This window comes from Achromobacter sp. (assembly GCF_050285565.1).
In the GTDB taxonomy this organism is placed as follows: domain Bacteria; phylum Pseudomonadota; class Gammaproteobacteria; order Burkholderiales; family Burkholderiaceae_B; genus Achromobacter.
The window spans coordinates 243970-267890 of sequence record NZ_JBLZXG010000008.1; the positions used below are offsets into that span (position 1 = coordinate 243970).

General features: G+C 67.5%; 26 protein-coding genes and 1 tRNA gene. 12 read left to right on the forward strand and 15 right to left on the reverse strand.

Annotated features, from left to right (window positions below; genetic code table 11):
- Nucleotides 1–2: 2 nt before the first annotated feature.
- Nucleotides 3–680 carry a tellurite resistance TerB family protein gene (locus ACN6O8_RS18695; protein WP_427992493.1) on the reverse strand — a complete coding sequence of 226 codons (678 nt, stop codon included), beginning with the start codon at nucleotides 678–680 and terminating at the stop codon, nucleotides 3–5.
- 177 nt (nucleotides 681–857) lie between these two features.
- Between ACN6O8_RS18695 and ACN6O8_RS18700 the strand changes: the two genes are divergently transcribed.
- Entirely contained in the window at nucleotides 858–1256 is a 399-nt protein-coding gene (locus tag ACN6O8_RS18700) for an OsmC family protein (protein ID WP_427992494.1), read from the forward strand.
- A gap of 76 nt (nucleotides 1257–1332) precedes the next feature.
- Here the strand turns inward: ACN6O8_RS18700 and fabI are convergent, their stop codons facing one another.
- The 3 genes from fabI to gloB all read right to left on the reverse strand — a co-directional run bounded on the left by fabI (nucleotide 1333) and on the right by gloB (nucleotide 4491).
- A complete protein-coding gene (fabI, locus tag ACN6O8_RS18705; RefSeq protein ID WP_427992495.1) occupies nucleotides 1333–2118 on the reverse strand; it encodes an enoyl-ACP reductase FabI in 786 nt (261 codons plus the stop codon).
- Nucleotides 2119–2243: 125 nt separating this feature from the next.
- Complete coding sequence (locus tag ACN6O8_RS18710) at nucleotides 2244–3662, reverse strand: transglycosylase SLT domain-containing protein (RefSeq protein ID WP_427992496.1); 1419 nt, start codon at nucleotides 3660–3662, stop codon at nucleotides 2244–2246.
- A gap of 7 nt (nucleotides 3663–3669) precedes the next feature.
- Entirely contained in the window at nucleotides 3670–4491 is an 822-nt protein-coding gene (gene gloB, locus ACN6O8_RS18715) for a hydroxyacylglutathione hydrolase (protein WP_427992497.1), read from the reverse strand.
- Between the two features lie 20 nt (nucleotides 4492–4511).
- Here gloB and ACN6O8_RS18720 point away from each other — a divergent pair, with 20 nt between their 5' ends.
- The 6 genes from ACN6O8_RS18720 (at nucleotide 4512) to ACN6O8_RS18745 (ending at nucleotide 11071) form a co-directional block, all read left to right on the forward strand.
- Nucleotides 4512–5291: a class I SAM-dependent methyltransferase gene (locus tag ACN6O8_RS18720; RefSeq protein WP_427992498.1), complete on the forward strand. Its 780-nt coding sequence runs from the start codon at nucleotides 4512–4514 to the stop codon at nucleotides 5289–5291.
- Nucleotides 5292–5340: 49 nt separating this feature from the next.
- A complete protein-coding gene (rnhA, locus tag ACN6O8_RS18725) occupies nucleotides 5341–5802 on the forward strand; it encodes a ribonuclease HI (protein WP_427992499.1) in 462 nt (153 codons plus the stop codon).
- 174 nt (nucleotides 5803–5976) lie between these two features.
- The gene (locus ACN6O8_RS18730) at nucleotides 5977–7062 is read left to right on the forward strand and encodes an efflux RND transporter periplasmic adaptor subunit (RefSeq protein ID WP_427992500.1); all 1086 of its coding nucleotides are present in this window, start codon (nucleotides 5977–5979) and stop codon (nucleotides 7060–7062) included.
- Nucleotides 7063–7092: 30 nt separating this feature from the next.
- A complete protein-coding gene (locus tag ACN6O8_RS18735) occupies nucleotides 7093–10209 on the forward strand; it encodes an efflux RND transporter permease subunit (protein WP_427992501.1) in 3117 nt (1038 codons plus the stop codon).
- A gap of 4 nt (nucleotides 10210–10213) precedes the next feature.
- On the forward strand, nucleotides 10214–10936 hold the full coding sequence (gene dnaQ / locus ACN6O8_RS18740) for a DNA polymerase III subunit epsilon (RefSeq protein ID WP_427992502.1): 723 nt from the start codon (nucleotides 10214–10216) through the stop codon (nucleotides 10934–10936).
- A 60-nt stretch (nucleotides 10937–10996) separates the two neighbouring features.
- Nucleotides 10997–11071 (forward strand) — tRNA-Val (locus ACN6O8_RS18745).
- A gap of 58 nt (nucleotides 11072–11129) precedes the next feature.
- Here ACN6O8_RS18745 and ACN6O8_RS18750 read toward each other — a convergent pair.
- Complete coding sequence (locus tag ACN6O8_RS18750; protein WP_427992503.1) at nucleotides 11130–11414, reverse strand: hypothetical protein; 285 nt, start codon at nucleotides 11412–11414, stop codon at nucleotides 11130–11132.
- Between ACN6O8_RS18750 and ACN6O8_RS18755 the strand changes: the two genes are divergently transcribed.
- Nucleotides 11409–11576, forward strand: coding sequence for a hypothetical protein (locus ACN6O8_RS18755; protein WP_006388695.1), 168 nt, complete (start codon nucleotides 11409–11411; stop codon nucleotides 11574–11576). The two genes, ACN6O8_RS18750 and ACN6O8_RS18755, sit on opposite strands and share 6 nt — an antisense overlap.
- A 25-nt stretch (nucleotides 11577–11601) precedes the next feature.
- Here ACN6O8_RS18755 and ACN6O8_RS18760 read toward each other — a convergent pair whose 3' ends face one another.
- From ACN6O8_RS18760 to ACN6O8_RS18780, 5 genes are all read right to left on the reverse strand, one after another.
- Entirely contained in the window at nucleotides 11602–12069 is a 468-nt protein-coding gene (locus ACN6O8_RS18760) for a YaiI/YqxD family protein (RefSeq protein WP_427992504.1), read from the reverse strand.
- Nucleotides 12069–12332: a hypothetical protein gene (locus tag ACN6O8_RS18765; protein ID WP_427992505.1), complete on the reverse strand. Its 264-nt coding sequence runs from the start codon at nucleotides 12330–12332 to the stop codon at nucleotides 12069–12071. Before ACN6O8_RS18765 ends, ACN6O8_RS18760 begins: the two co-directional genes overlap by 1 nt.
- 42 nt (nucleotides 12333–12374) lie before the next feature.
- Entirely contained in the window at nucleotides 12375–13871 is a 1497-nt protein-coding gene (locus ACN6O8_RS18770; RefSeq protein WP_427992506.1) for a TAXI family TRAP transporter solute-binding subunit, read from the reverse strand.
- A 2-nt stretch (nucleotides 13872–13873) separates the two neighbouring features.
- A complete protein-coding gene (gene gltS / locus ACN6O8_RS18775) occupies nucleotides 13874–15082 on the reverse strand; it encodes a sodium/glutamate symporter (protein WP_427992507.1) in 1209 nt (402 codons plus the stop codon).
- Nucleotides 15083–15232: 150 nt separating this feature from the next.
- Complete coding sequence (locus tag ACN6O8_RS18780) at nucleotides 15233–15724, reverse strand: GNAT family N-acetyltransferase (RefSeq protein WP_427992564.1); 492 nt, start codon at nucleotides 15722–15724, stop codon at nucleotides 15233–15235.
- A 266-nt stretch (nucleotides 15725–15990) separates the two neighbouring features.
- Here ACN6O8_RS18780 and ACN6O8_RS18785 point away from each other — a divergent pair, with 266 nt between their 5' ends.
- Entirely contained in the window at nucleotides 15991–17043 is a 1053-nt protein-coding gene (locus tag ACN6O8_RS18785; RefSeq protein ID WP_427992508.1) for a glycosyltransferase family 2 protein, read from the forward strand.
- The gene (locus tag ACN6O8_RS18790; protein WP_427992509.1) at nucleotides 17043–18632 is read left to right on the forward strand and encodes an ArnT family glycosyltransferase; all 1590 of its coding nucleotides are present in this window, start codon (nucleotides 17043–17045) and stop codon (nucleotides 18630–18632) included. Before ACN6O8_RS18785 ends, ACN6O8_RS18790 begins: the two co-directional genes overlap by 1 nt.
- Here the strand turns inward: ACN6O8_RS18790 and ACN6O8_RS18795 are convergent.
- Entirely contained in the window at nucleotides 18589–18984 is a 396-nt protein-coding gene (locus tag ACN6O8_RS18795) for a GtrA family protein (protein ID WP_427992510.1), read from the reverse strand. The genes ACN6O8_RS18790 and ACN6O8_RS18795 overlap by 44 nt on opposite strands.
- Nucleotides 18985–19020: 36 nt before the next feature.
- Between ACN6O8_RS18795 and ACN6O8_RS18800 the strand changes: the two genes are divergently transcribed.
- The gene (locus ACN6O8_RS18800) at nucleotides 19021–19839 is read left to right on the forward strand and encodes a ChbG/HpnK family deacetylase (protein WP_427992511.1); all 819 of its coding nucleotides are present in this window, start codon (nucleotides 19021–19023) and stop codon (nucleotides 19837–19839) included.
- A 30-nt stretch (nucleotides 19840–19869) separates the two neighbouring features.
- On the opposite strand, the gene ACN6O8_RS18805 is transcribed toward ACN6O8_RS18800, so the two are convergent.
- Nucleotides 19870–20733: a LysR family transcriptional regulator gene (locus ACN6O8_RS18805; protein ID WP_427992512.1), complete on the reverse strand. Its 864-nt coding sequence runs from the start codon at nucleotides 20731–20733 to the stop codon at nucleotides 19870–19872.
- A gap of 110 nt (nucleotides 20734–20843) precedes the next feature.
- Between ACN6O8_RS18805 and ACN6O8_RS18810 the strand changes: the two genes are divergently transcribed.
- On the forward strand, nucleotides 20844–21332 hold the full coding sequence (locus ACN6O8_RS18810) for a multidrug/biocide efflux PACE transporter (RefSeq protein ID WP_427992513.1): 489 nt from the start codon (nucleotides 20844–20846) through the stop codon (nucleotides 21330–21332).
- Here ACN6O8_RS18810 and ACN6O8_RS18815 read toward each other — a convergent pair.
- The 3 genes from ACN6O8_RS18815 to ACN6O8_RS18825 are packed head-to-tail and all read right to left on the reverse strand — an operon-like array spanning nucleotide 21307 to nucleotide 23826.
- A complete protein-coding gene (locus tag ACN6O8_RS18815) occupies nucleotides 21307–21957 on the reverse strand; it encodes a GntR family transcriptional regulator (RefSeq protein WP_427992514.1) in 651 nt (216 codons plus the stop codon). The genes ACN6O8_RS18810 and ACN6O8_RS18815 overlap by 26 nt on opposite strands.
- Nucleotides 21957–22922 carry a branched-chain amino acid ABC transporter permease gene (locus ACN6O8_RS18820; RefSeq protein ID WP_427992515.1) on the reverse strand — a complete coding sequence of 322 codons (966 nt, stop codon included), beginning with the start codon at nucleotides 22920–22922 and terminating at the stop codon, nucleotides 21957–21959. The genes ACN6O8_RS18815 and ACN6O8_RS18820 overlap by 1 nt, the downstream gene beginning before the upstream one ends.
- Nucleotide 22923: 1 nt before the next feature.
- Nucleotides 22924–23826 (reverse strand): branched-chain amino acid ABC transporter permease, encoded by a 903-nt coding sequence (locus ACN6O8_RS18825; protein WP_427992565.1) that lies wholly within the window; start codon nucleotides 23824–23826, stop codon nucleotides 22924–22926.
- Between the last annotated feature and the right edge of the window lie 95 nt (nucleotides 23827–23921).

Here is a 23921-nt window from a genome sequence, read left to right on the forward strand (position 1 = left end):
CGTCAGGCGGCCGCGCGCGCGTGCTGCTCCAGTTGTTCCTTCAGGCCCGGCTGCAGCTTGAGCTGGCGCGCCAGTTCGTCCAGGTAGGCGCGCTCCATGTAGCTTTCCTCGTCGACCACCAGCAGGCTGGCCAGGTACATCTCGGCCGCCATTTCCGGCGTCCTGGCCGACTGCGCGATCTGGGCGGGATCGAGCGGACGCGCCAGCTCGGTTTCGAGCCAGCGCCGGTCCTGCGCATCCCCGGACAGCTTGGCCATCTCGGTTTCGAGCAGGGCGCGTTCTTCCGGCCCGATGTGGCCGTCGGCCTTGGCCGCGCCGATCATCGCGGTCAGCACCGCGTTGCTGTGCTGCTCGGCCTCGGGGGCGGGCAGGCGGTCGAGCGTCTGCGGAGGCGCGGCCGGCGCGCCCGCCTGGTTGCGTTGCCAGTCGCCGTAGGCGCGGTAGGCCAGGGCGCCCAGCGCGGCCATGCCGCCGTACATGGCGACCTTACCGCCGATCTTGCGGGCTTTTTTGCTGCCCAGCAGCAGGCCCAGCGCGCCGGCGCCCAGGGCGCCGCCGCCCAGGCCGGTCAGGAACGAGCCGGCCTTGCCGCCGCTGGCGTTCTGCACTTTCGAGCCGGCGTCGGCCAGCAGGCCCTGGCCGGATTGCAGCAATTGGTCTAGAAGTTGTCTGGCGCTCATGCGGGTTTCCTGTGAATGCAAACGGCTTGCGAACAGCACTATCCGACCGCCATCTTGGCCAGAAGTTCAGCTTACAGTCAGAAATGGATGTTGCGCCGGGCCGGGGCGCGGTGGCGGATGCTACAACCTGGGGTGAGGCGGCCGCGCGCGCCGCCCGCAACGCGAGGAATCCCGCCCATGACTATCCACGTGCGCCAGAACGCGCCCCAGACGCTGCAATTCACCGCCACGGCCGAAGGCCACGACCTGCCGCTGGACATGCCGCGGCCGCAAGGCGCCGGCCCGGATCCGCACGATTACTTCGATACGGCGCTGGGCGGCTGCAAGGCCATGACGCTGATGGTCTACGCGCAGCGCAAGGGGCTGCCGCTGGAATCGGTGGGGGTGGAGGTGGTGCGCGATGCCGGCGAGGAACGCAAGGGCATCTATCGCCTGACCGCCAAGCTGACGCTGCATGGCGAACTGTCGGACGCGCAGATCGACGAATTGCTGGCCGTGGCCGAGAAATGCCCGATCCACAAGCTGATGACGGCGGTGGACGTGCAGGTGTCCACGCTGATCGTGCGGCCGGCCTGAGGGGGCCGGAGAGTCCGGCCCCGCGGCAGCGCCGCCGGGCCGGAAGCGGCCGGGCGCGCCGCCCGGCCCGATGCTCTTACTCTTCCATGCCCGGAACGATGGTCGAGAAACCGGCGTCCACGTGGGTGATCTCGCCGGTGACCCCGGCGGCCAGATCCGACAGCATGAACGCGGCCACGTTGCCGACGTCATCGATGGTGACGTTGCGGCGCAGCGGCGCCTGGGCCTCGACGAACTTCAGGATGGCCGAGAAGTCCTTGATGCCGCTGGCGGCCAGCGTCTTGATCGGGCCGGCCGAGATGCCATTGGCGCGGATGCCGCGCGGGCCCAGCGCCGTGGCCAGGTAGCGCACGCTGGCTTCAAGCGAGGCCTTGGCCAGGCCCATGGTGTTGTAGTTGGGCACCACGCGTTCGGCGCCCAGGTAGGTCAGCGTCAGCACCGAGCCGTTGCGGCCTTCCATCAGCGGCAGCGCGGCTTTGGCCATGGCGGCGAAGCTGTAGGCCGAGATGTCGTGGGCGATGCGAAAGCCCTCGCGCGACAGGCCATCCAGGAAGTTGCCGGCGATGGCTTCGCGCGGCGCGAAACCGATCGAGTGCACCAGGCCGTCCAGGCCGTCCCAGCGCTTGGCCAGCTCGGCGAAGGCGCCTTCGATCTGGCTGTCTTCGGCGACGTCGCAGGGCAGCACGATGTCGCTACCGAATTCGGCGGCGAATTCGGCCACGCGGTCCTTGAAGCGGTCACCGACGTAGGTGAAGGCCAGTTCGGCGCCCTGCTGGTGGCAGGCGCGCGCGATGCCGTAGGCGATGGAGCGGTTGGAAAGCACCCCGGTGACCAGGATGCGTTTGCCGGCGAGAAAGCCCATGTGTGTGGTTCCTTTGATTTTTTTCCTGCTGGAGACCGCCTATTTTAAGGAGTTTGGCGGACTCGCGGACAAAACAGCGCGGCGCCCGGGTGGGGCGCCGCGGCGAAAGACGGATCGGCCGGGGATCAGCCGCGGGCGTTGGTGCCCGGCACGCGTAGCTGGGCGCCGATCTTGAGCGCGTTGCCCTTGAGGTTGTTCAGGGCGCGCAGGGCGTCGACCGAGGTGCCGTATTGCTTGGCCAGCGAGAACAGCGTGTCGCCCTGACGCACCTTGTGGGTGCGCACGTTGGGGCGGGCGGCCGCGCCGCGCGCGGCGGGGGCCGCGGCCTTGCCGCGCGGCGCCGGCGCCTTGCTGGTGTTGACGGGGGCCGAATCCAGCGCGCCGACCGGAGCGGCCAGGGAAGCCAGTTGCACGCCGCCGGCGCCCGGGTCGCCCGGCACCAGCAGCGATTGGCCCGAAGCCACCTTCTGGCGCGCGCTGATGTCGTTGGTTTCGCGCAGCTTGGCTTCGGTGACACCGAAACGCTTGGCGATCGAGGCGTAGGTTTCGCCACGGCGCGAGTGGTAGACCTTCCAGGCGCTCAGGTCGCCCTTGTAGTTGGTCAGGTTGGCGTTGAAGATCTCGACGCGGTCGGCCGGCAGCAGCAGCGTGGGGGCGTGGTCGCCCCGGATCACGGGCCGGTTGAACGACGGGTTCAGCGCCTTGAATTCATCCAGCGGCATCTCGGCCAGCTTGGCGGCGATTTCCAGGTCGATGTCGCTGTTCTTGCGCACCGTCACGAAGTACGGCGTGTTGCCGACCGGCGGCAGCGCCACCGCGTAGCGTTGCGGGTCGGCGATGATGTTCTTGATGGCCTGCAGCTTGGGCACGTAGTTGCGGGTCTCGTCCGGCATGTTCAGGGACAGGTAGTCCGTGGGCTGGCCGGCGGCCTCGTTCTTGGCCATGGCGCGCTGTACCGAGCCCTCGCCCCAGTTGTACGAGGCCAGCGCCAGGTACCAGTCGCCCTGCATCTCGAACAGTTTTTCCAGGTAGTCCAGCGCCGCGTTGGTCGAGGCGATGGGGTCGCGGCGCTCGTCGCGCCACCAGTCCTGCTTCAGGTTGAAATGCTGGCCGGTGGCCGGCACGAACTGCCACAGGCCCGAGGCCTGGGCGCGCGACAGCGCGGTGGGGTTGTAGGCGCTTTCGACGAACGGCAGCAGCGCGAGTTCAGTCGGCAGGCCGCGGCGGTTGATCTCATCGACGATGAAATACAGGTACTTGCCGGCGCGCTCGGCCATGCGCTGCACCGCCTCGGGGTGGGACGCGTAGTAGTCGGTCCACTGCTGCGAGAGGTCGGTGTTCAGGTTGGGGATGGCGAAGCCGCGGCGAATGCGATCCCAGGCGTCGACCGGCGGATTGGTCAGGTCGACCGTGCGGGACGTGTCGCGGGCGATGTAGCGCCCTTGGGAGTTGGTGGTGAGGTTCTTGCTGTCGTGGGATTTGGTTCCTGCGCAACCGGCGAGGACTGCCAGCAGAAGCGGCAGAAGGAGTCGGGAGAAATTCATCGGGCGGTCACTTGAAATCGTTCTTCCATTCACGAAGGGAGGCAAATACCTCTACCGGCGTCGGGTGGACGCGGCCGGCCCAGGTGTCTGCGGCGCGGACGACGTCAGCTTGCTGCGTGCGCAAAAACGGATTGGTCGCGCATTCCTGGCCGATGGTCGACGGAAGCGTGGGGAGACCTTCTGCGCGTAATTGCCGGGCCCGCTGATACCACTGTTGCAGGGTGCGGTTGGCGGGTTCGACCGCCATGGCCCAGCGCAAGTTCGCTAGAGTGTACTCGTGTGCGCAAAAAACCTGTGTATCTGGCGGTAAAACGGAAAATTTTTCCAAGGAATCAGACATTTGCGCGGGAGTGCCCTCGAAAAGCCGGCCACAGCCCCCGGCAAACAGGGTGTCGCCACAGAACAGCACGGGCTGTTTTCCCGCCGCCCGGCCGGTATAGGCGATGTGGCCGGCGGTGTGGCCCGGCACGTCCAGCACGGCCAGGTCCAGGTCCAGCTCCGGCAGCACCACGCGGTCGCCTTCGCGCAGCGGCACATCGCAGCGCGGCAGCTTCTCGCGCGCCGGGCCATATACCGTGAGGTCACCGATGCGGGACAATTCCAACACGCCACCCACATGGTCGCCATGGTGGTGCGTGAGTAGAATGGCGCGCAGCTTCAGGCCTTCGCGGGCCAGCCATTGCCGCACCGGGCCGGCTTCGCCGGGGTCGACCACGGCGGCCTGGCCGTCGCGGACGATGGCCCAGATATAGTTGTCGGTGAAGGCGGGCAGGGGCAAGACCGCGGCATTGCGTTCGCGGCCGCCTGCGGGGGCGGTCAAGGCTTGCATGGGATTCGAAGGAAGAGGACGTGGCAGAAGAAACTCCGCCGATTGTAGAACTGGCCGAATGGTTCCAGACCCCGCCAGGGCAATACGCCCTGGCCTGGGAGCGCGCGCAGTTCGACGCGGCCGTGGCGGACGTGTTCGGATATTACGCCTGGCAGGTCGGACTGGCCGACCTGAACCTGCTGCGCGCCAACCGCATGCCGTTCAAGGGTTACGTCGGCACCGAGACGCCCACGCCCGAGAATATCGCCGGCTGGCAGTCGCGGGTGGTGCTGGCGCAGCCCGAGGCGCTGCCGTTCGAATCGCAGAGCGTTGACCTGCTGATCCTGCCGCACGCCTTCGAGTGCACCCATGATCCGCACAACGTGTTGCGCGAGGTCGAGCGCGTGCTGGTGCCGGAAGGGCGGGTGGTGATCTCCGGCTTCAACCCCTGGAGCATGTGGGGCGCGCGCACGCGCATGCCGGGCATGGAACCCTGGCTGCCCCAGCCGCCGTCGGCCCAGGTCTCGCTGCCGCGCCTGAAGGACTGGTTCAAGCTGCTGTCGCTGGAAGTCGAGCAAAGCCATTTCGGCTGTTACGCGCCGGCCTGCCGCAGCGAGAAATGGCTGCAGCGCTGGGGCTTCCTGGAGTCGGCCGGCGCGCGCTGGTGGAGCCTGGGCGGCGCGGTCTACCTGGTGTCGGCCGTCAAGCGCGTGGCCGGCATGCGTATCATCGGCCCGGCCTGGAAGACCAGGCCCAAGCGGGCCCGCGCCGCGTCGGTGGTGGTCAACCGCCAGGCCGACGGCGGCTGCGACCGCTCCTGAGCGCTCGCCCGCATTCACATTGAAAGAACAAGGACATACAAGCAGCACCATGCAGGACAACAACGCGAACGACCAGAATGTGGAAATGTGGACCGACGGCGCCTGCAAGGGCAATCCCGGCCCGGGTGGCTGGGGCGTGCTGATGCGCGCCGGCGTGCACGAAAAGACCCTGCACGGCGGCGAGGCCCGGACCACCAACAACCGCATGGAACTGCTGGCCGTGATCGAGGGGCTGCGCGCGCTCAAGCGTCCGTGCGCCGTCACCATCCATACCGATTCCCAGTACGTCATGAAGGGCATGACCGAATGGCTCGCCAACTGGAAGCGGCGCGGCTGGATGACGGCGGACAAGAAGCCGGTCAAGAATGCCGAGCTGTGGCAGGCGCTGGACGATCAGGTGCGCCGCCACACCGTGTCGTGGCGCTGGGTCCGCGGCCACGCCGGCGACCCCGGCAACGAGCGTGCCGACCAGTTGGCCAACCAGGGCGTCGAGGCCGTCCGGCGGGCCTGAGCCCCGCCCGCGCATCGGGATATACCCTGGTTCGGGGGCAATACTGCTTTCAGCCCGCTTCAGGATTGTTCCAGGTTGTAAATCCGGTGCTAAAGTGCCAACCCTTGTTCCTGATCCTGCGGCGCCGTCCCAGCGGGGGATGCCTGGCACGCGCCGCGATACCGCCACATTCGCATGAAAAAAGCTGTATTGCTGGCCGCCATCGCGGCAGGTGTGGCCGCGGGGGCCGCACTGGGCGTATTCGTGCCACGCTGGCTGGCGTCCGCGCCAACGGCCGTCAGCGCCGCCGCGCCGGCCAAACCGGCCGCCAGGCCGGCCCCGGTGCGGGTCGAGGTGGCCGCCGTCGCCGAAATTCCGTTCGCCCGCGGCCTGTCGGCGGTCGGCAGCCTGCGCTCGGATGAGGCCGTGATGCTGCGGCCCGAAGTGGCCGGCCGCATCCAGTCGATCGAATTCAAGGAAGGTCAGCCCGTCCAGCGCGGGCAGGCGTTGATCCGCCTGGACGATTCGGTGCCGCGCGCCGAGCTGGCGCAGGCGCGCGCCAATCTGGCGCTGGCGCAGAGCCACTATCGCCGCGCCGTGGCGCTGCAGGCCAAGGGCTTCGTCAGCCAGCAGGCGCGCGACGAGTCGGCCAGCACGCTCAAGGTGCAGGAGGCCGCGGTGGCGCTGGCCCAGGCCCGCTTGGACAAAATGACCATCACCGCGCCCTTCGCCGGTTTCGCCGGCCTGCGCAGTGTGTCCGTGGGCGATTACGTGAACCAGGGCCAGGATCTGGCGCCGCTGGAGGCGATCGATCCGCTCAAGGTGGATTTCCGCGTGCCGGAAATGTACCTGAGCAAGGTGGGCGTGGGCCAGCAACTGACCTTGCGGCTGGACGCCTTGCCGGGCCAGGAACGCCCCGGCCTGGTGTACGCGGTCAGCCCGCTGGTCGACGCCGGGGGCCGCTCCATCCTGTTGCGCGCCACCGTGGCCAACCAGGATTCGCTGCTGCGTCCGGGCATGTTCGCGCGCGTGCAACTGCTGTTCAGCCAGGACAAGGCGCTGGTCGCGCCCGAAGCGGCGCTGGCGCCGTCCGGCGAGACCCAGTATGTGTACCGCGTCAAGAATGGCGTGGCCGAGCGCCGCGAGGTCACCATCGGCGAGCGCCGCGAAGGCAAGGTCGAGATCCTGACGGGCGTGGCGGCGGGCGACCAGTTGGTGGTGTCGGGGTTGCAGCGCGTCACCGATGGCGGCCCGGTGCAGGTCGTGAACAACGGCGCCTGACGCCACTATTCCAGCGAGCGGCGGCCCCTCATGCGTATCTCGGAAACCTGTATCCAGCGCCCGGTGTTCGCGTCGGTGCTGTCGCTGGTCATCGTGCTGATCGGCCTGATCTCGTATTCGCGCCTGACGGTGCGCGAATATCCCAAGATCGACGAGCCCATCGTGTCGGTCGACACCACCTACAAGGGCGCCTCGCCCGAGGTGATCGAGTCGCAGGTGACCAAGCCGCTGGAAGACCAGTTGGCCGGCATCGAAGGCGTGGACGTGATGACCTCGCGCAGCCGCTCCGAGCGCAGCCTGATCAACATCAAGTTCAACCTGTCGCGCAATCCGGACGCGGCGGCGGCCGAGGTGCGCGACAAGGTCTCGCGCGCGCGCCGCTTCCTGCCCGACGAAATCGACGAGCCCATCATCGGCAAGGTCGAGGCCGATTCGCAGCCCATCATCTACATCGCGGTCGAGTCTGGTTCGTACTCGGCGATCCAGACCTCCGACTACATCAACCGCTACATCAAGACGCGCCTGTCGGTGCTGCCCGGCGCGGCCGAAGTGCGCGTGTTCGGCGAACGCCTGCCGTCCATGCGCATCTACGTCGACCGCGACAAGCTGGCGGCCTACGGCCTGACGGTGCAGGACGTGGAATCGGCGCTGCGCAGCCAGAACGTGGAAATCCCGGCCGGGCGCATCGAGTCGCGGGCGCGCGAATTCTCGGTGGTGTCGTCCACCGACCTGCAGACGCCGGCGCAGTTCGAAAACGTCATCGTCGCCAACGTGAAGGGCTATCCGGTGCGGCTGCGCGACGTCGCCAAGGTCGAGATCGGCGCCGCCAACGACCGCATCCTGTCGCGCTTCAATGGCAAGCCGGCCATCAACATCGGCGTGACGCGCCAGTCCACCGCCAACCCGCTGGAACTATCCAAGGCCGCGCGCGAGGAAGTGGCGCGGCTGAACGAGAACCTGCCCGCGGGCATGAAGCTGACCATCGCCTACGACTCGTCGGTGTTCATCGAACGCTCCATCGATTCGGTGTTCCACACCATCGGCGAAGCCATCGTCCTGGTGGTGCTGGTGATCTTCTTCTTCCTGCGCAATCTGCGCGCCAGCATCATTCCCATCGTCACCATCCCGGTGTCGCTGGTGGGCGCCTGCGCGCTGATGTACCTGTTCGGCTTTTCGATCAACACGCTGACGCTGCTGGCCATGGTGCTGGCCATCGGCCTGGTGGTGGACGACGCCATCGTGGTGCTGGAAAACATCTACCGCCACATCGAGGACGGCATGCCGCGCAAGGAAGCGGCGCTGCGCGGGTCGCGCGAGATCGGCTTCGCCGTGGTGGCCATGACCATGACGCTGGTGACGGTGTACGCGCCGCTGGCGTTCGCCACCGGCCGCACAGGGCGGCTGTTCATCGAGTTCGCGCTGGCGCTGGCCGGTGCGGTGCTGGTGTCGGGTTTCGTGGCGCTGACCCTGACGCCGATGATGTGCTCGGTGCTGTTGCGCCACCAGAGCAGCCATAGTCGCTGGTACAACCTGATCGAAGGCTGGCTCAACGCGATGAGCAATGGCTACAGGCGAGCGCTGGCGCTGTCGCTGCGCCACCGTTGGGTGGTGGTGGCGATCGGCCTGGCGGTCGCGGCCGGCAGCGGCGTGTTGTTCAAGGTGGTCAAGAGCGAGCTGGCCCCGGTCGAGGACCGCGGCGTGGTGTTCGGCATCGTCAGTTCGCCGGAAGGCGCGACGCTGAACTACACCCTCGACAGCATGCTTGGTATCGAAAAGTTCTACGCCGCCATTCCCGAGGCCAGTGGCAGCCAGGTGACGGTGGGTTTCCCCACGGTTACCGACGGCACCGCGATCCTGCGTCTCAAGCCCTGGGAAGCGCGCGGCCGCCGCCAGCAGGCCATCACGCAGGAACTGCAACCGCTGTTCTCGTCCCTGCCCGGCGTGCGGGCGTTTCCGACCAATCCGCCGTCGCTGGGGCAATCGGCGCGCTCCAAGCCGGTCGAATTCATCATCATGAGCCAGGCCTCGTACGAGGAGCTGTCGCGCCTGACCGAGGTGTTCCTGACCGAACTGCGCAAGTATCCCGGCCTGCTCAACCTGGACACCGACCTGCGCCTGAACACGCCCGAGCTGCGGGTGCGGGTCGACCGCGACAAGATGGCCGACGTCGGCGCCAATGTCGACACCGTGGGCCGCACGCTGGAGTCGATGCTGGGCGGACGCCAGGTGACCCGCTACAAGGATCAGGGCGAGCAATACGACGTGATCGTGCAGGTGACGCCGCGCGACCGCGCCACCCCCACCGACATCTCCGGCATCCACGTGCGGGCGCGCGACGGCAGCATGGTGCAGCTGGACAACCTGGTGGCGGTGCACGAAGGCGTGTCGCCGCAGTCGCTGAACCACTTCAACCGCCTGCGCGCGGTCAAGATCGACGCCGCCGTGGCGCCGGGCTACGCGCTGGGCGAAGTGCTGGCGCACATGCAGCAGGTGGCGCGCGAAGTGCTGCCCAACACCGTGGTGACCGACCTGGACGGCCAGTCGCGCGAGTTCCGCGATTCCTCCGGCAGCATCTACCTGGTGTTCGCGATGGCATTGGCCTTCATCTATCTGGTGCTGGCGGCGCAGTTCGAAAGCTGGCGCAACCCCTTCATCATCATGTTGTCGGTGCCGCTGTCCATGACCGGCGCGCTGCTGGCGCTGTGGCTGACCGGCGGCACGCTGTCGATCTACAGCCAGATCGGCCTGATCACGCTGGTGGGCCTGATCACCAAGCACGGCATCCTGATCGTCGAGTTCACCAACCAGCTGCGCGACGAGGGCAAGGCGCTGTTCGAAGCCGTGACCGAGGCCAGCGTGCTGCGCCTGCGGCCGATCCTGATGACCACCGGCGCCATGGTGCTGGGCACCGTGCCGCTGGCGCTGTCCGCGGGCGCGGGCGCCGAATCGCGCCAGCAGATCGGCTGGGTGCTGGTGGGCGGGCTGATGCTGGGTACACTATTGACCTTGTTCGTCGTGCCGGTGGCCTACACCCTGATCGCCACCGCACGCAGGAAACCCGGCCCGGCCGGCAGCGCAACGCATCCCCCGGCCGCACCGGCGGATGGCCAGGCGCCGTCGGCGTCCGCGGCCCACGCGTCGGAATAGCTTTATGCGCCAGATCATCTTTGACACTGAAACCACCGGGCTCGATCCGGCCCAGGGACACCGCATCGTCGAAATCGGCTGCGTCGAACTGGTCAACCGGATGGCCACCGGCAACAACCTGCACATCTACCTGAATCCGGACCGCGACAGCGATCCGGAGGCGCTGGCGGTGCACGGCCTGACCACCGAGTTCCTGTCCGACAAGCCGCGCTTTAGCGACGTGGCCGACGAGTTCGTCAAGTTCATCCAGGGCGCCGAGCTGATCGCGCACAACGCGGCGTTCGACGTGAAGTTCTTCAACGCCGAGCTGGCCAAGACCGGGCGCGGCCCGATCACCGAGTATTGCGACTCGGTCATCGACTCGCTGCTGCACGCGCGCTCGCTGTTCCCCGGCAAGCGCAACTCGCTGGACGCGCTGTGCGACCGTTTCGGCATCTCCAACGCGCACCGCACGCTGCACGGCGCATTGCTCGACTCGCAGTTGCTGGCGGAAGTCTGGCTGGCCATGACGCGCGGCCAGGACGCGCTGCTGATCGATGTCGATGACAACGACACGGGAGCCAGTGGCGGGGTGGTGCTGGCCAAGTTCGACGCCTCCGGCCTGCCGGTGGTGACGGCCAGCGAGGCCGAGCTGGCCGAGCACGAGGCCTATCTGGCGGCGCTGGATAAATCGGTCGGCGGCGAATGCGTCTGGCGCAAGTTGGACGCGCCGGTGGTGGCTGCCTGAATCTTTTTGCGGGCGACTTGCACACTTTCAAAAAAGCGTGCTAATATTTCGCCTCTTTCGGGGTGGTTAGCTCAGTGGTAGAGCACTGCCTTCACACGGCAGGGGTCACTGGTTCGAACCCAGTACTACCCACCAAAGACCCTCGAAAAGCATGCCCGGCCCAAAGCCGGCCAGCGCGATTCGAGACAGGCGATCAAGCCAGCAATGTCGTCAACAATGAAGCCAACCCATGCGGTTGGCTTTTTTGTTTTCGCGCGGCGAGTGAATTGTTTTCGCGCGGCGAGTGGGGGGGGCCTGCCCCCTTGATCTGCCGTGCCTTGATCTGCCGCAAGCGCGCGCCGGGCATTTGCGCGCCATCGTGTCGCAGGTTGACTATGATGCAATCTGAAGTTGCACCCTTGATCGGCGCGCCGGCCGCAATGGCCAGGATGCCGGTTGCGATGATGACCGCGCCGTTTACCCGGAGACCGCCATGCACCCCAGCACCAACACCATGTTGATCATCATCGTCACCGGCGTGGCGCTCATGCTGCTCGGGTTCGGGCTGCGGGATCGCAACATCGGCATGGGATTGATGGGCATCGGCCTGATCACGGCGATCGGCACCATCATCTACAAGGCATACATCACCTTCTATTGAGGCCGGGCCGGCCGATCGGCGCGGTTCAGGCCTTGGGCGCGGCCAGCCGCGCCGCGCGCGCCAGCAAGGTGTCGAGCTGGTTGGCGAAAGCCTTGCGATCGGCCTGGCTGAACGACGCGGGGCCGCCAATGTCCACACCGCTCGCGCGCAACTCCTCCATCATGTCCCGCAGGGCCAGCCGTTCGCGGATCGTCTCCGGCGAATAGCGCTCGCCGCGCGGGTTCAGCGCCATGGCGCCTTTTTCCAGCACCTGCGCCGCCAGCGGAATGTCGCCGGTGATCACCAGGTCGCCGGGCGCCGCGCGTTCGGCGATATGGGCGTCGGCCACATCGAAGCCGCGCGGCACCTGCACCGCGCGGATCAACGGCGACGGCGGCGTGTGCAGCGCCTGGTTCGCCACCAGGGTCAGGTGCATCTGCCAGCGTTGCGCGGCGCGGAACAGGATGTCTTTGATGACTCCGGGGCAGGCGTCCGCATCGACCCAGATGTGCATCAACCCAGCGCCTTCTGCAAGGCGTCGGCGATGATGTCGTTGGTGCTCAGTCCGCGTTCGGCCGCCGCCGCGCGCAGGCGGTCGGCCTGGGCCTGCGACAGCTTCAGCGGAAAGGGCACCAGGCCGGCGGCCTGGTCGAGCTTGCGCTGCTCGCGGCGGTCGGGCGCCTGCGAGGCCGTGCCGAAACGGTCGGGCGTGGCGGCCTGTTTGAGTTGGCCGGCCAGTTTCAGCGCCTGGTTCTTTTGCAGATCGAATTTGTTCATGAGGATTCCTGATTGGGAGCGCCATCATAAGCGCAAGCGCCTTCAGCGGGGGGCGGCATTCTCCAGCGCGGCCAGGCCTTCCTCGGCGCCGTCGTGCAACGGCACGCTCAGGCCGCGCCGGGCGTTGGCGACGCTGACCTGGGCGCCCTGGGCTGAGCCGGCAGCCAGCATGTCCAGTCCGGTCTGGTAGACCGCCCGGACCACCTGCAGCGCTTCATCGCGGGTCAGGTCCGAGGTGGTCAGCAGCAGCGCCGCGGTGCCGACGGTGGCGACCGGGTCGGGCTGGTTCGGATAGGTACTCCCCGCGATCTCCAGCGGGATCAGCGCGTTGTCCTGGGCGGCCAGCGCCTTGACCGCCGCCGGATCGAGCGGCAGCAGCTTCAGGTGCGCCTGCGTCAAGGCGTCGCGCAAGGGCGTGGCGGGGATGCCGATCACCTGCGTCGCGGCGTCGATCGTGCCGGCGGACAGTGCCGGCAAGGCGGCGGTGAAGGGCATGGCCACGGCCTCGTAGTCGCGCCCGGCCTGCAGGCCATGCGCCGCCAGCACGATTTCCAGTGTGGCCCGTACCGCCGACCCTTCCGCGCCGAGCGCGATTTTCTTGCCTTTGAGGTCGCGCACGCCGCGCAGCCTGGCGTCGTCGCGCACGACGATGTGCACCATCTCGGGGTAGAGGCTGCCCAAGGCGCGCAGGCGGGTGAACGGCCCTTGCGAGGCGAACGGGCCGCGGCCTTCGTATGCCAGCTTGGCGGTATCGGCCTGGGCCAGTCCCACCACGGCGTCGCCGCTGCGCAGCAGGGCGATGTTCTCGGCTCCGCCGCTGGTGATCAGCGGCGTGACGCGGATCTGGCGCGCCTGGCCTACCGTCGCCAGCGCGCGCGCGAAGGCGACATACTCGCCGCGATCGGGGCCGCCGGCCAGGGGATAGCCCTGTTGCAGCCTTGCCAGCCGGCCGTTGATGCGGGCCACGGAGCGTTCCAGTTCCTGCTGCACCACGTGCTGGGCCGTGCTGGAGGCGTTGTACGCGACCGAATGGGTGATCTGGTCGAGCGTGTCCAGCAGCCGTTGCGTCACGGGCGGCGGCGCGCCGGTGTCCAGCGACGGCGCTTCAGCGGCCTTGAAGCCGGCCGGCGTCACCAGCGTCCAGGTGTCGCCTTCCTTGCGGTAGATGGCGCTGGCGTGGGCGACGATCTGGTCACCGGCCTGGTTGCCGCTGGATTTCACGCCGTTGATGCTGCGCGGGCCGGCGCCCAGCAGCGTCACCAGCGCCGCCGCGCCGGGTTGATCCCAGGCGCCGAGCGAGATGTCGCGGGTCACGGTCAGCCGCAGGTCGTAATAGATCACGCGGCGGCTTTCACCGGCCGGGGCGCTGCTGTCCGTGGCGGAACCCATGCGCTTGAGTTCGTCGATGCGGAACAGACCCGCGCCGTAGGTGGCGGCCAGGCTGCGTTCGACATCGGCGCGCAGCGCGTCGGCATCGGGGGCGCGGCCGCAGGCGGCCAGCAGCAGGCACAGGGCCAGCAGAAGCAAGCGTTTGAGCATGTTCACATCCCCCCCACGAACGGCAGCGAAATCAGCGAGGTCAGTACGATCACGTTGAGGATGTCCACCAGGAATGCGCCGGTCACCGGCACCACGATGAAGGCCTGCGGCGCGGGGCCGTGGCGCCGCGTCAGCGCCTGCATGTTGGCGATGGCGGTGGCGGTGGCGCCCAGCGAGAAGCCACAGAACGCGGCCGACATGATGGCCGCTTCGTAGTCGCGCTTGAGCAGGCGGAACACCACCCAGGCCGAATACAACGCGCAGAAAAGCGTCTGCACCGCCAGGATCAGCGCCAGCGGCCCGGCCAGCCGCGCGACGCTGGTCAGATCCAGCGTCATCATCGTCATGGCCAGGAACAGCGATAGCGCGGTGGTGCCGATGATCTCGGTGGCGCGGTCGTCCAGCTTCAGCCCCAGGTGCTCGCCACCATTGCGGATCAGCACACCGGTCGCCAGGCACCACAGGAAATTGGGCAGGCTCACCGGCGCGTCTTCCACCAGCGTGGCCAGGTAGCCGCCGGCCACCAGGCAGACAAAGGCGGCGGTCATCGAGGAGATGAACGACGTAGCGGTCGACGGCGGTTGGGCGGCGCCCAGGTCCGGCGCCTCGTGGCCCGCCGCCGACGCCCGATCAAGGCTGCCGGCCAGCTTGTGGCGGCGCATCAACCATTCCGCCACCGGGCCGCCGACCACGCCGCCCAGCACCAGGCCGATCGTCGCCGAGGTCATGGCCAGCGCCATCACGTCCTGGATATTGTTGACGTCGGCAAAGCGCGTGGCGTAGGCCGCGCCGGTGCCATGGCCGCCGACCAGCGTGATGGTGCCCCCCAGCAATCCCATCAGCGGATGCATGTCCAGCAGCCAGGCCATGCCGAGCCCGACCGCGTTCTGCAGCACCAGGAAAGGAATCAGCGCCAGCAGGAAGGCGATCAGCCGCGGGCCGCCCTTGGCCAGCAGCTTCAGGTTGGCGGTCAGGCCGATGCAGCCGAAGAACAGCAGCAACAGGGTCGGCTTGATGCTGGTTTCCAGCGACACGGCGTGGCCGCCCCAGGTCGACAGCGCGTAGGCGCCGATCGCGAACAGCAGGCCGCCGACGATCGGGTCCGGGATGCTGTAGCGCGCCAGCACGCCGATACGGGTGGTCAGGAGGCGGCCAACGGCAAGCACCAGGCAGCAGGCCAGCAGGGATTGGACGGGCGAGAGTGAAATCATGGAAACCTTCACGCCCCGGCGGGGCGAAGTCGGGCTGTCGGAATCGTTGCCGCCATGTCTTTCAGGGATGGCCTTCCCATCTTAACGGGGCGCCGGCGGCGCGGCGCGCGCGGCAACGGACGTAAGAAGCAGGGGCGCGGCCCCGGCGGATCAGAGCGGAAAGGCGCGCATCATGTAACTGGCGTGCGCCCCGTAGCCGGCGAGCTTGTCGGCCAGGTCGCGGCCGCCGGCCGCGACCGGGGCGTAACCGTGGCGCGCCCAGTAACCGACCGCCGACCCCAGCGAGACCAGGCTGGCGCGCCGCAGTCCCGCTTGCGCGGCGTGCCCGGCCGCGGTGCGCAGCAGCGTCTGGCCCACGCCGAGGCCCTGGGCCGTGGGCGCCACCGCGCAATCATGCAAGAACCAGTGATCGGCCGCCTCGGGCAAGGCGGCCAGGGGCGCGTCCAGGGCGGGCGGCAGACCCGCATCCCAGGGATACGACACCAGATAGCCGAGCAGGCCGTCCGTGGCGGCTTGCGCCACCCAGCAATGGGTCGGCGCCAGTGTCAGACGGTTCAGGAAGAAATCAGCGCTTTCCAGCAGGAATTCCGGGTAGGCGCGCGCCTGGACATCCAGGATGCCTGCCACGTCGCCGGCCAGCATGGGGCGGACTCGGTATTGCATAACCACCTGCGAAAACAAGAACTTCGCGCATTTTACCGAGGCGCGCCGGGGCCTGCTTTACGTCCCTTTACAAAATGGGGACAGAGATTCACGCCGCCTTCACGGCGCTTCATACCTTGGTTAGCGATGCTTTCTAGAATCGCCCTGCTTGCCCTTCGTCCGATAGCGGCGCATTTGATGAAAATTCGACGACCGTTTGCGCATACTGCCGGCCATAGCGTCCCGTATTTCAATTTCAGAGCATCATGCATATCCAATTCCGGTCCGAGCCCATGGGGCAGCAAGTCCTGGCCAAAGCGCTCCCCGTGGACGCGGTCTGGCCCACGGCGGCCGTCAACGTGCCGTATGACGCCTGTGTGACCTGTGTCATTCCCTGCCTGAATGAATGCGAAAACCTGCGCGTGCTGCTGCCACTGCTGCGCAGCCGCCTGGCGGCGCTGTGCACCGGCTGGGAGATCATCGTCGCCGATGACGGCAGCACCGACGGCACCGAGGCGCTGATGGCCGAATGGTCGCAATACGACGGTTTTCGCTACGTGCAGTTGTCGCGCAACTTCGGCAAGGAAGCCGCGCTGAGCGCCGGACTTGAAAGCGCCACCGGCGATGTCGTCATCTGCCTGGACGCCGACATGCAGCACCCGCCGGCCCTGATCGAGCAGATGCTGGCACGCTGGGCCGCCGGCGCCGAAATGGTCTACGCCGTGCGCGAGACGCGCACCGACGAATCCTGGGTCAAGCGCACCGGCGCCCGCTGGTTCTACAAATTGCTCAGCGGCGCCCGCGGCGTCGATGTGCCGGCCCACGCCGGCGATTTCCGCCTGATGAGCCGCAACGTGGTGGATGCGCTGAACGCGTTGCCCGAGCGCACCCGTTTCATGAAGGGCCTGTACGCCTGGGTCGGCTTCAAGGGCGAGGCCTTGCCCTATACACCCGACGAACGCATGCACGGCGACAGCCGCTTCGGCAGCATGCGCCTGGCGCGGCTGGCGCTGGACGGCCTGACCGCCTTCACCACCTGGCCGTTGCGCCTGGTGAGCCTGGTCGGCGTGCTGTTCGCCGTGCTGGCGATGGCCTACGCGATCTACCTGGTGATCGACTACCTGGTGTCCGGCAACCCCGTCTCCGGCTGGACCACCATCGTTACCGCGGTGCTGTTCTTTGCCGGCGTCAATCTGATCTCGCTGGGCGTGGTGGGCGAATACGTGGCCCGTATTTTCGACGAGGTCAAGGGGCGCCCGCTGTTCGTGGTGCGCCGCCGTCAGGGGCAGGCCGCCCGCACTGGCAAGGTTCCGCACTGATGGCCGCCGCGATGCAAGACCCGGCGCGTTCCACCAGGATCCCGCCGGCGGGATGGTTTCTGCTCGCCATCGGTTTCTGGCTGGCTTTCCTGGCCTGGGTGCGGCCGCTGACACTGCCAGACGAAGGCCGCTATGCCGGTGTCGCCTGGGACATGCTGCGCAGCGGCTCGCACATGGTGCCGCTGCTTGACGGCATGCCGTATTTCCACAAGCCGCCGCTCTACTACTGGCTGACCGAGCTGTCGTTCAGCGTGTTCGGCGTGCATCCGTGGGCCGCGCGCCTGCCGTCGCTGCTGGCGGGTTGGGCCGCCATCGCCGCGCTGTACGGTTTCGTGCGGCGCTATCGCGACGCCGCCACCGCCACGCTGACCGCTTTGGTGCTGGCGACGCTTCCTTTCTTCTATGGCGGTTCGCAGTTCGCCAACCTGGACATGCTGGTGGCCGGCATGATCACGCTGTGCGTGCTGGCCGCGGCCGATACCGTGCTGCGCCTGGAGCGCGGCCAGGCCTACCGCTGGATGTCGTTGGCGGCCGCGGCGCTGGCGGGCCTGGCGGTGCTGGCCAAGGGCCTCATCGGGCTGGTGCTGCCCGGCGCGATCCTGTTCATCTGGTTGGTGTGGGGGCGTCGCTGGCGCGCGCTGGCCGCGCTGCTGTGGCCGCCCGCGCTGCTGGTGTTCGCGGCGGTCGCCGTGCCGTGGTTCGTGCTGATGCAGATGCGCTATCCCGGCTTCTACGACTACTTCTTCGTCTACCAGCACTTCCAGCGCTTTGCCGCCTCCGGCTTCAACAACGCCCAGCCGTTCTGGTTCTACCTGCCCGTGGTGGTGGGACTGAGCCTGCCCTGGTCGCTGTGGGGCGGCGGTGTGTTGCGCAAGGCCTTTTGGGCCGACGGTCCACAGCGCGACCTGCGCCGCCTGGCCCTGATCTGGTTCGTGGTGGTGGTGGGCTTTTTCTCGTTGCCCAATTCGAAGCTGGTCGGCTATGTGCTGCCGGCGCTGGCGCCGCTGGCGTTCCTGCTGGCCGAGGTGATCGTTGCCGCCGGCCGCCAGAAGGCCGATATGCTGACGCCGCGCCTGGTGCGGATCTGTGCCGGCGTCGGCGCTGGCATCTGCGTGTTGGCCATCGGCATCGCCGCGCACAGCGCCCGGGGCAGCGCGGGCCCGCTGGCCGCCGTGATCCGGCCGCTGGCGCAGCCGGGCGACACCTACGTGTCGTTGCACACCTATCCGTTCGACCTGGCGCTGTACGCCCAGGCGCCCAAGCCGAGCTGGGTGGTGGACGATTGGCTCAATCCGGAAGTGCCGGTGCGCGACAACTGGCGCAAGGAACTGTACGACGCGGCCAAGTTCGAACCCGAGGTGGGCAAGCAGGTGCTGATCGGCATGGATGAATTCCATGCCCGTTTGTGCGCCGCGCCCGATGGGGCCCGCTACTGGGTCTGGGGCACCAAGTCGGACGCGGGCAACTACCGCGCGCTGGCCGGCCTGGAACCGGTGGCGAACAGCGTGAAATACGTGATCTGGCAGGTGGTGTCGGATGCCGCCTTCAAACAGCGGACTTGTGGCGGAACGCCCAAAGCCGGCTCGTGATGAAGGTGGCGACCGCCAGGGCAATCAGGATCAGTGCCAGCAGGATGTCGTAGCGAACTGCCGTTACCCGCAGCAACCAGGCGTAAGCGGATTCATTGATGACAAAGCCCGCGGCTGAAATGAAGAAGAAACGACGTACTGCTACGGTCCAGGGTGTTTGCGAATGTCTGAACGTGAGCCGATAGTGTCCGCTGAAGGACACCACGAACGCCACCAGCCAGCCGATCAGGTTGGCCAGGAGCGGGGCCGCGCCCAGGCCTTCGACGCAGGCGACGGCAACGCCCCAGTGGGTGGCGGCCGCTGCGCATCCGACGATGATGAACAGGGTGACTTGCTGGAGCAGGGCGCGCATGTGGGGCGTGTCGAGGAAAGAAAGCGGGGGGAGAGCTTGACCAAACGCATAGTGGTTTGCGGTGATGATTTTGGCATGAATGCCGACATTGATGAAGGCATGATCACGCTCGCCGGCATGGGCCGGTTGAGCGCGGTCAGTTGCCTGTCGCTGGGCCCGACCTTCAACGTCAATGCCGCGCGGCTGGCGGCGCAGGACGCCGATCTCGGGCTGCATGTGAACTTCACCGAACCCCTGGGCAATGCTCTCGACGCCGACCTGCCCGCATTGTCGCGCCTGATCCTGCGCGCCTACACCCGCCGCCTGGACACGGCCTGGGTCGACCAGCACCTGGCGCGCCAGTTCGATGCCTTCGAGGCCGCTTTCGGCCGTGCGCCCGACTACGTCGATGGGCATCAGCACGTGCACCAACTGCCCGTGATCCGCGAACGCCTGCTGGCCATGCTCAGGCAGCGCTACGGCGCGCGCATGCCCTGGTTGCGCCAGACCGCGCCCGGCGTGCTCTGCGGTACTCCGCTGCGCGAATCGATCAAGGCCCGCATCATCGGCGCGCTGGGCGCGGCCGAATTGGGCCGCCGCGCCCGCAGCGAGGGCCTGCGCACCAATCGCCGCCTGCTGGGCGTCTACGGTTTCGAGGGCGGCAAGCGGCGCTACGCCGACCTGCTGCAGAACTGGTTGTTCAATGCCCGCGATTGCGATCTGTTGATGTGCCATCCGGCCAAGGATTGCCACGGCGGCAGCGCCATGGCGCGCCAGCGCCGCGCGGAGTACGACGTGCTGGCCTGCCCCAAGCTGGGTGACTGGCTGGCCGCCAACGGCGTGCGCATTGCGCGCCTGCCGCTCAGCCCGCGTTAAGCTGGGGGCCGAGGTCCGCCAGGGCCGGCCTCAGGCCTGCGTCAGGCTTTGCAGCAGCCAGGCGCCGGCCGGCCCCAGCGGCCGCCGGGTCGACCAGACCGCGTCCACCCGGATCTGGCGCGGCCACCCCGGCACCGCCAATTCCACCAGTTGCCCGCGGCCGAAGCGTTGCAGCATCCAGCGCGGCAATTCCGTCCAGCCGAAACCCAGCGTGGCCATCTCCAGCAGCATCAGGTAGCCCGGCGCGGACCAGGTCGATTGCGACGGCGCGGGATCCTTGTCGTCCAGTTCGTAGGTGCTCAGGCGCAATTCTCTTTCCGTCTTCAAGCGATCCTTGGTCACCCCCGGCAATGCCGCCAGCGGATGACCGCGACCCACGCACAGCACGATCTCCGAGGCTTCGCGCAGGGTCGCGTGCGCCATGTCGGGCGGATAGCGGTTCTGCGCCGCCATCAGCCCCAGGTGGGCGCGGCCCTGCTGCACCAGTGCCACCACGTCCTCGTATTCCGCGATCAGGCACTCGAAGCGCAGCGCCGGATAGCGCTGGTCGATCTGGCTGAGCATGTGCTCAAAGGTCTCGGACTGAAACGTGTCCGACAGCACCACCGTCAGGCGCGGTTCCAGACCGGCCGACAACTGGCTGGCGCTGCGGTTCAGGCGGTCGTTGGCCGCCAGCACCTGCAAGGCCTGCCCCAGCAACACCTGGCCGACCTCGGTCAGCGCGGGTTGGCGCTGGCCGCGGTCGAACAGCGTCACGTTCAGGTCCACCTCGAGGTTGGCGATGGTCTCGCTGACGGTGGACTGGCTCTTGCCCAGCTTGCGGGCCGCGGCCGAAAAGGTGCCCTCGGCGGCCACCTGGGCGAAGGTGGCAAGGGATTCCAGGGAATGGCGCATGGATGGGGGGATTCCTGGGTATCGGCTTTTCCGATGGATATCATCTTTATCGTACCGGAAATATCGTCGAAAATCGCCCCGTTACTCAAGCAACCGACCGCCGGTGGGTCATGACGCAAGCCAAGAAAACCATCAAAGAGCGCTTTTTCCACGCTTTCCTGTTCGAAATCCTCGCCATCGGCCTGTGCGCGCCCGTGGCCGCGTGGGCGATGGGCAAGTCGCTGTTCGAGATGGGTGTGCTGACCGCCGTGATCGCCTGGATCGCGCTGCTCTGGAACATGATCTACAACGCCGGCTTCGACCGCCTCGAAAACCGCCTGGGCATCACCCGCAACCTGCGCGTGCGGATCATCCACGCGTTCGGCTTCGAACTCGGATTGATCCTCATCGTGATCCCGCTGGCGGCCTGGTGGCTCAGCATCAGCCTGTGGCAGGCCTTCGTGCTGGATATCGCGCTGGTGCTGTTCTACCTGCCGTACGCCTTCTTCTACAACCTGGCGTACGACCGTGCCCGCCCGCGCGTCATGGCGTGGCTGGCGCGCGGCGCCAAGGACACCGCGCCGGCCGCCAGCGCTACGCGTCAATCACCTTGCGCGTGAACATTTCCAGGTAGTCCATCAGCGAATCCGCGCCCTGGATGGCCGCGGCTTCGTCGCCGGTGGCGATGCCGGCCGCCATGGCCATGTGGCGGCGCGCGCCCTCGGCGATATCGCCTTCGTGCTGGTAGGCGTACCAGAAGCGCCGGCACTGGATGATCAGCGGTTCCACCGCATTCACCGCCGATACATTGCGGCAGGCGCCATGGCAGACGTGGTCCAGCAACTGGTCGGCCTGCATGTAGTCGTCCAGGTTGCCGCCCTCGGCCGCGCGCACCATCTGCGTGGCGCACTCGACGATCTGGGCGCGTTGCGCCGGCGTCGCGCGGCGCGCGGCGCTGGCGGCGATCAATTGTTCCAACGCCCGGCGGGTCTGGATCAGATCCATGTGGTCGGCCAGTTGGATCATCGACACGCGCAGGCCGCGCCGCGGCTCCTGGCGGATCAGGCCGGCCGCCACCATGCGCAGCAAGGCTTCGCGCAGCGGAGTGCGGCCCAGGCCGGTCTTTTCGACCAGATCGGCTTCCACGACCGCGCTGCCGGGCTGCAATTGCAGCGTGGCGATCATGCTCTCGATCTGGTCATAGGCGACGTCGGCGGCGCGCCGTTTGGGTTCTGCTCCTGCCATCAACGGTTGTTTTCCTTCGTTTTGCGCCACTGCGTGTAGGCCAGCCATTCGCCGACGAACCCGCGCCGGAAGAACGACACGCACAACACGAAAATCAACCCGATGACGATGGTGACGACATCGCCCAGGGTGGCCAGGTAGTTCTGCAGGCTGACGACCAGCGTGGCGCCCACCACGGGGCCCCACACGGTGCCGATACCGCCCAGCAGCGTCATCAGCAGGACTTCGGTGGAGGTGGCCAGCGACACGTCGTTGAGCGCCACCAGTTGCAGCACCAGCGCCTTGAGCGAGCCCGCCAGGCCGGCCACCGAGGCCGACAGCACGAACGCCAGCAGTTTGCACCGATCCGTATCGTACCCCAGCGAAATCGCCCGCGGCGCGTTGTCGCGGATGGTCTTGAGCACCTGTCCGAAGGGCGAATGGATGACGCGGTAGACGAACAGGAACCCCAGCACGAACACGCCCAGCGTGAAGTAGTACATGTTGGTGTCGGCGCTCAGGTCGACCAGGCCCAGGAACCGGCCGCGCGGGATGCCCTGCATGCCGTCCTCGCCGCGCGTCCACCCGACCTGCACCGCCATGAAGTACGCCACCTGCGACAAGGCCAGCGTGATCATGGCGAAATAGATGCCGGTGCGGCGGATCGCCAGCCAGCCGATCGCGTAGCCGATGACGGCGGCCATGGCCACGCCGCACAGCATCGCCAGTTCGGGCGGCAGGCCGGCCGCGCCATACAGGATCATCATCTCGCCAGCGGCATAGCCGGCCCAGCCGAAGAAAGCGGCGTGGCCGAACGACACCAGGCCGGTGAAGCCGGTCAGCAGGTTGAACGCCAGCGCGAACAGCGCGAAGCACAACACCTTCATCACGAACACCGGGTACACGACCTGCGGAAACCACGGAACCAGCAGCGCCGGCAGCAGCAGCAGCGCCAGGATGCGGATCGAAAGAGGAAAGCGCGACACCTTATTTCTCCTTGCCGAACAGGCCCGCGGGGCGCATCAGCAGCACCACCGCCATCACGATGAACACGACCACGGTGGACGCTTCGGGATAGAACACCTTGGCCAGGCCTTCGAGCAGGCCCAGCGCCAGGCCGGTGACGATGGCGCCCATGATCGAACCGAGACCGCCGATCACCACCACCGCGAACACGATGTTGAGCAGGTTCGAGCCCATCAGCGGATTGATCTGCATGACGGGAGCGGCCAGCACCCCGGCCACGCCGGCCAGCGCCACGCCGAAGCCGTAGGTCAACGTGATCATCACCGGCACGTTGACGCCGAAGGCCTGCAACAGCCGGGCGTTTTCCGTGCCGGCGCGCAGCAGCGCGCCCAGGCGGGTGCGCTCGAACAGGTACCAGGTCAGCAGGCACAGCAGCAGCGACGCCACCACCACGAAGGCGCGGTACGCCGGCAGGAACATGAAGCCCAGGTCAAAGCCGCCCTGCAGGATCTCGGGCGGCTCGTAGCCCACGCCGGAAATGCCGTAGAAGTAGCGAAAGCCCCCCTCCATCATCAGCGCGATGCCGAAGGTCAGCAGCAGGCCGTACAGGTGGTCCAGGTGGTAGAGCCGTTTGAGCAGCGTCTTTTCGATGACGATGCCGACCGCGCCGACGATCAGCGGCGCCAGCACCAGCGCCGCCCAGAAATTGATCTGCGCGCCCGGGCCCAGCCATTGCGGCAACTGGGTGAAGCCGATCCACGCCAGGAACGCCGCCATCATGAACTGGGCGCCGTGGGTGAAATTGACGATGTTGAGCAGGCCGAAGATGATGGCCAGCCCCATGCTGAGGATGGCGTAGAAGCAGCCGTTGATCAGCCCCACCAGCAGTTGGGCGAGCAGGGCGGGAAGCGAAATATCGAACATGGTGGGCGGCGGGCGGACACGGGACGCGTCGGGTTGCGGGAGGCGCGCGCCAGCGCGCGCCACGGGCGGATCGCGCCGGCGCCGGGCGCGATCCG